A 5,059-nucleotide genomic window follows, 5' to 3' on the forward strand; every position below is an offset into this window, starting at 1 on the left:
CCCCCGGCCCCACCCCCGCAAGGAGCCCTCGTATGTTCATCCAGCCCTGGGACGCGAGTCTGGACGAAGCCGAATGGCAGACCTGGATCGCCGACGGCCACGACTTCGGCCTCCTCAGCGTCAACGGCGCGCCCGGCCTGCCCCCGATCGCCGTTCCCACCCACTTCACCAGCGAGCCCGGCCACCTCCTGATCCACCTCGCGCGGCCCAACCCAGCCTGGAAGGCGATCGAGCACCGCCCGGACGTCCTGTTCACCGTCTTCGGCGACTACGCCTTCGTCCCCGGCCCCTGGCGCGCCAAGCCGGACACCCCGCCCACCGACGGCGTCCCCACCAGCTACTACACCGCCGTCCAGTTCACGTGCCGCGCGCACATCGTCGACGACCCCGACGCCAAGGCCGAGCTGCTGCGCCATCAGATGGCCCACTTCCAGCCCGACGGCGACCACGCCCCCATCGCCGCCGACCGGCCTCCGTACGGGCGCATGCTGTCCGGCATCCGCGGTCTGCGCCTGGACGTCACCGACGTCAGGGCGAAGTTCAAGTACGACGACCACAAGCCCGTCGAGCACCGCACCGCCGTCGCCGGACGCCTCACCGCACGCGCCCAGGGCCTCGACCTCCCCACCGCCGCCCAGCAGCGCCGCCGCCTGGACCGCATCGGCCCCTGGCAGCCCTGACCACCCGCCCCCGCAGGCACCGAGGAACGGACAGCTCCCTCCCATGACCGCCTTCCGCATCGCCCCCGCCGTCGCGGACGCCTTCCCCGACACCCTCATCGCCCTGGTCACCGCGACCGGCCTGAACGGCCGTGAGCCCTGGCCCGCCACCGCCACCGCTCTCGACGACCTGGAGCAGCGACTCGCCGACGGATCCTGGCAGCCGGCCGACGAGACCGACCCCCGCATCGAGGCCTGGCACACCGCCTACCGCTCCTTCGGAACCAACCCCCGCCGCGTCCGCCCCAGCGTCGACGCCCTCGGCCGCCGTATGACCAAGAAGGGCACCCTGCCCCGCATCAACCCGGCCGTCGATTCCTACAATGCCGTCTCCGTCCGCCACGGCCTGCCCGCCGGCGCCTTCGACCTCGACCACGTCACCGGCGAGGTGCAGATCCGGCACGCGGACGGCACCGAGGAGTTCACTCCGCTCGGCGAACCCGGCACGGTCGAGAACCCCAGGCCCGGCGAGATCATCTACGCCGACACCACCGGCGTCCTGACCCGGCACTGGAACCACCGCGACACCCACCGCACCCGCGTCACCGAAGACTCCACCCACGTCACCTTCGTCCTGGAGACCCTGCACGCCACGCGCGACGGCCACCTCCTGCGGACGGCGGCCGAGGAACTGCGCGGCCTGCTCCTCCCGCACACCGCGCAGACCCGGGTCCGCTACCTCACGCCGTAGCTCGGCGCACCGCGCGGTCGGGAAGGCGGACCACCAGCGGGCGGGTGTGCTCCCGGGCGCCGGCGACGAGCACGCCCAGCACCTCCTGGGTGGGAGCGGGTGCCCGACGGCCCCGCGGCGCGTACCGACGCGGTGCCATCCCCGGCACCGGGACCTGATGTCCCGTCAGACCGTCCCGTCCAGCGCCTACAGCGGCCGGTGCCCGGCGACGGCGCCGCCCGGGTCGTCCATCAGGGCGATACGGGCGGTGATGCGCTTGCCCACCGGCTCCCGCTGGGCTTCGAAGCCCTGCGCCACCGCCATCACGATCTCCAGACCGTGCTGCCCCACCCGGCCGGCGTCGGCGGCCCGGGCGATGGGCAGCACCGGGTCGGAGTCCCACACCACCACCTCCACCACGTCACCGGCGATCCGCAGATCCAGCAGCACGGGCCCCGGTGCGTACTTGAGGGCGTTGGTGACCAGCTCGCTGACCACCAGCTGCGTCAGGTCCATGGCGCGCTGCGAGACGGGCAGGCCGTGCTCGGCCTGCACCCGGGTGAGGAAACCGGCGGCCAGATGGCGTGCCTGGGCGATGTCCGTGCCGTGGCCGTCCAGAGCCACGGTGGTGTGCATCGTCCGCTCACGCGGCGCCGTGCCGTCCTCGCCCCAGGGAACTGCTTCCATCCCGGCCGCCTTCGCTACCCCGTTCATCCCCCGCGCATACCCGCACATGCCGGAGTCACGCCCCTCGGTCCTCTGTCGATCCCGTCACAAAAGGGCAGCAGGGTTCGCGGGCGGTCGCGACCCGGTGGCGCGCCGCGCGTACACCTCTATCTCGATCTTCATCCGGGGGTCGGCGAGACCGCACACGAGCATCGTGGCGGCCGGCCGGACCTCGCCGAAGCAGCGGCGCAGGACCGGCCAGCACGGCTCGAAGTCCTCGCGGTCGGGCAGCATGTAGCGCACCCGCACCACATCGGCGAAGGCGCACCCCGCCTCGGCGAGTGCGGCCTCGATGTTGCGCAGGCACTGCTCGGCCTGGTCCACGACGTCGTCCGAGATCGCCATGGTGGTGTAGTCGAACCCGGTCGTCCCGGACACATGCACCCAGTCACCGTCCACCACGGCACGGGCATAGCCGATCTGGTCCTCGAAGGTCGAGCCGCTGAGGATCGCACGTCGCTCCGTCATGCGCCGAACGCTAAGTGACCATCCTCGATACGTCTAATACAGGGCCCTCGCGCAGGTACGGGCATGGCCGACGCCGAACAGGACTCCTGGTCACTGATCCCGTGCGGATCACCGCCCAACTCGGTAGGGTGCGCAGGCCGCACCGCCTGAACAGTCATGGCGGCACCCGACGGAGAGGGGCGGAACGACGATGCAGGCATCGGAGGTCCCTCGTGCGGTGGCCGCGGCCATGTCGGCCGCCTCGTCCCTCCACCTGCCGGTCGACGACGCGATCGTTCTCCACGACTCGAACAAGCTCACCCTGCGCCTGCTGCCTGGTGATGTCCTGGCCCGGGTGGCACCTGTCGCGCACCAGGTCGCCCAGTTCGAGGTCCGGCTCGCGCAACGGCTCGCCGCATCCGGGTGCCCCGTGGCCGCTCTCGAACCGCGGGTGGAGCCGCGCGTCCATGAGCGGGACGGCTTCGTCATCACGCTGTGGACCTACTACGCACCCGTGACACCTCCGGACGTCCCACCAGCCGTCTACGCCGGCGCACTCGAGCGGCTGCACGCCGGCATGCGCGAGCTCGACGTCCCGACGCCGCACTTCACGGATCGAGTCGAGCAGGCCCAGCGACTCGTGGCGAACCGCGACCGCACTCCGGCGCTCGCCGACGCGGACCGGGAGCTGCTCGGCGACGCGTTGCGCACCCTGAGACGAGCGATCGGCGAGCGCGGCCGCGCGGAGCAGCTGTTGCACGGGGAGCCACATCCGGGCAACGTCCTGCCCACGAAGAACGGGCCGCTGTTCATCGACCTGGAGACGTGTTGCCGTGGTCCCGTCGAGTTCGACCTCGCCCACGCGCCGGAAGAAGTCAGCGCGCACTATCCGGGTGTCGACCACGAGTTGCTGCGCGAGTGCCGGCTCCTCGTGCTGGCGATGATCACCGCCTGGCGCTGGGACCTAGCCGACCAGTTCCCGGACGGCCGCCGGCTCGGCACGGAATGGCTCCACCAGATCCGAGCGGCACTGCGCGCCTAGGTGTGCCGTCACACTCCCGTCGTCGCCCGCACACTGAATACCGCCACGTTCGATGGGCGGGAGCGACATCCGCGTCGTGGTCAGGCTGACCGACGTTCACCTCCGCGCCCGCCGGACCCAGTCCGCGAGCCTGGGGCGAGTCGCGGACCCGTGCGGCGTCCCCCGGTCTCGGTCTGTGGAGCAGCGGCCGCCTCCGCCTCGCCGGCCTGAGCACCGTACAGGGCGGGGCAGAGGAACGGAGCGGACATGGCGCCGTGCCCTCCGCGGCCGTGCTGCGGGCCGTCGTCCGGTGCGGACGACGCCGGCACCGGGCCTGGGCCGGGGAGCCGGCCCCGCACGGCTGGGAGGGGGCGTCTCAGCCGGTCGCCAGCTCTCCGAGCAGTTGCCAGGTGCGCCGCCGGTCGGCCTCGCCGGCCAGGTCCGTCGTCGTGAGGACCACCTCCGTCGCCCCGGCCGCCCGGTAGCGCGCCACCTCGGCGGCGACGTCCTCCTCGTCCCCGATCACGGCCAGGTCGACGGCCCGGGTACCGCCGGACAGTTGGATGACCCGCTGGTAGGAGGGGAACCGCTCGTAGAACGCGAGCGACTCGGTCATCCTCTCCCGCACGCCCTCGGCGTCGGCGGTGACCACGCCGGGTACGAACGCGACGATGCGAGGTGCCGGCCGGCCCGCCGCCTCGGCCGCCGCGGTGACGGCTGGGACGATGTGCTCGGCGAGGGCGCGCGGGCCTGCCAGGTACGGGAGGATGCCGTCCGCGAGTGCGCCCGAGACGCGCAGCGCCTGGGGCGCCATGGCCGCGACGAGCAGCGGCACCGGTGGTTCGGCCCCTGGGACCGCGGCGGAGAGCGGCGTCGTGGCGGTGAGCAGCTCTCCGTGGAAGTCGGCGCTGCCCGTCTCGACGAGTTGGCGCAAGGCGGTGAGGAACTCGCGGAGCAGCCGGACGGGGCGCTCGTGCGGGATGCCGAAGCCCGTCTCCGTCAGGTGCTTCGTACCGAGCGCGAGCCCGAGGTGGTAGCGGCCGCGGGTCGCCGCCTGGGCGGTCTGGGCCTGGCTGGAGACGAGCAGCGGATGGCGGCCGAAGACGGGGATCGCGGCGGTCCCGACATGCAGCCCGGGTACCTCGCGGCCGACGATCGCGGCCAGCGAGATGGAGTCGTAGGCGAAGGTCTGCCCGAACCACGCGGACCGCAGTCCGGCGTCGCGGGCCTCCTGTGCCAGCCGCACGATGTGGTCGATCTCTTGCTGAATCGGGAGTGCTACTCCGAGAGTCATACTCAGGGCAACCGGCGTACTCGCGACGCGAATTCCTCCTCGTTCATGACAAGCTCATTGCAGCCTCGTGACGCGGGGGCGTCCGCCCGGTCGCCCGCTCGACCGGCGAACGCCGTGATCCCGCGCACCGGCACGGCAAAGGCTCCTGCCGCGTCAGTTCCGGCGGGGGCCGGCGGGGGCGG

General features: G+C 72.4%; 7 protein-coding genes. 3 read left to right on the plus strand and 4 right to left on the minus strand.

From position 1 onward, the window contains the following. Positions 1-32: 32 nt before the first annotated feature. Positions 33-680 carry an FMN-binding negative transcriptional regulator gene (locus CCN42_RS37955; protein ID WP_086741792.1) on the plus strand — a complete coding sequence of 216 codons (648 nt, stop codon included), beginning with the start codon at positions 33-35 and terminating at the stop codon, positions 678-680. 43 nt (positions 681-723) lie between these two features. After that, on the plus strand, positions 724-1,410 hold the full coding sequence (locus CCN42_RS37960; RefSeq protein ID WP_086741793.1) for a B3/B4 domain-containing protein: 687 nt from the start codon (positions 724-726) through the stop codon (positions 1,408-1,410). Here CCN42_RS37960 and CCN42_RS43015 read toward each other — a convergent pair. The 3 genes from CCN42_RS43015 to CCN42_RS37970 all read right to left on the minus strand — a co-directional run bounded on the left by CCN42_RS43015 (position 1,400) and on the right by CCN42_RS37970 (position 2,583). Further along, the gene (locus tag CCN42_RS43015) at positions 1,400-1,549 is read right to left on the minus strand and encodes a hypothetical protein (RefSeq protein WP_158102193.1); all 150 of its coding nucleotides are present in this window, start codon (positions 1,547-1,549) and stop codon (positions 1,400-1,402) included. The two genes, CCN42_RS37960 and CCN42_RS43015, sit on opposite strands and share 11 nt — an antisense overlap. Before the next feature lie 47 nt (positions 1,550-1,596). After that, positions 1,597-2,076, minus strand: coding sequence for an ATP-binding protein (locus CCN42_RS37965; RefSeq protein ID WP_086741794.1), 480 nt, complete (start codon positions 2,074-2,076; stop codon positions 1,597-1,599). 84 nt (positions 2,077-2,160) lie between these two features. Beyond that, a complete protein-coding gene (locus CCN42_RS37970) occupies positions 2,161-2,583 on the minus strand; it encodes a RidA family protein (protein WP_086741795.1) in 423 nt (140 codons plus the stop codon). Positions 2,584-2,773: 190 nt separating this feature from the next. Here CCN42_RS37970 and CCN42_RS37975 point away from each other — a divergent pair, with 190 nt between their 5' ends. Beyond that, positions 2,774-3,604: a phosphotransferase gene (locus CCN42_RS37975; protein WP_086741796.1), complete on the plus strand. Its 831-nt coding sequence runs from the start codon at positions 2,774-2,776 to the stop codon at positions 3,602-3,604. A gap of 355 nt (positions 3,605-3,959) precedes the next feature. Here CCN42_RS37975 and CCN42_RS37980 read toward each other — a convergent pair whose 3' ends face one another. Continuing rightward, positions 3,960-4,877 carry an LLM class F420-dependent oxidoreductase gene (locus CCN42_RS37980; protein WP_086741797.1) on the minus strand — a complete coding sequence of 306 codons (918 nt, stop codon included), beginning with the start codon at positions 4,875-4,877 and terminating at the stop codon, positions 3,960-3,962. Positions 4,878-5,059: the final 182 nt, after the last annotated feature.

This window comes from Streptomyces glaucescens (assembly GCF_002154375.1).
In the GTDB taxonomy this organism is placed as follows: domain Bacteria; phylum Actinomycetota; class Actinomycetes; order Streptomycetales; family Streptomycetaceae; genus Streptomyces; species Streptomyces glaucescens.

Coding starts and splice junctions, on each gene's coding strand:
- CCN42_RS43015 (WP_158102193.1), bottom strand. CDS start 1,549: ATGGCACCGCGTCGGTACGCGCCGCGGGGCCGTCGGGCACCCGCTCCC.
- CCN42_RS37975 (WP_086741796.1), top strand. CDS start 2,774: ATGCAGGCATCGGAGGTCCCTCGTGCGGTGGCCGCGGCCATGTCGGCC.
- CCN42_RS37970 (WP_086741795.1), bottom strand. CDS start 2,583: ATGACGGAGCGACGTGCGATCCTCAGCGGCTCGACCTTCGAGGACCAG.
- CCN42_RS37980 (WP_086741797.1), bottom strand. CDS start 4,877: ATGACTCTCGGAGTAGCACTCCCGATTCAGCAAGAGATCGACCACATC.
- CCN42_RS37960 (WP_086741793.1), top strand. CDS start 724: ATGACCGCCTTCCGCATCGCCCCCGCCGTCGCGGACGCCTTCCCCGAC.
- CCN42_RS37955 (WP_086741792.1), top strand. CDS start 33: ATGTTCATCCAGCCCTGGGACGCGAGTCTGGACGAAGCCGAATGGCAG.
- CCN42_RS37965 (WP_086741794.1), bottom strand. CDS start 2,076: ATGGAAGCAGTTCCCTGGGGCGAGGACGGCACGGCGCCGCGTGAGCGG.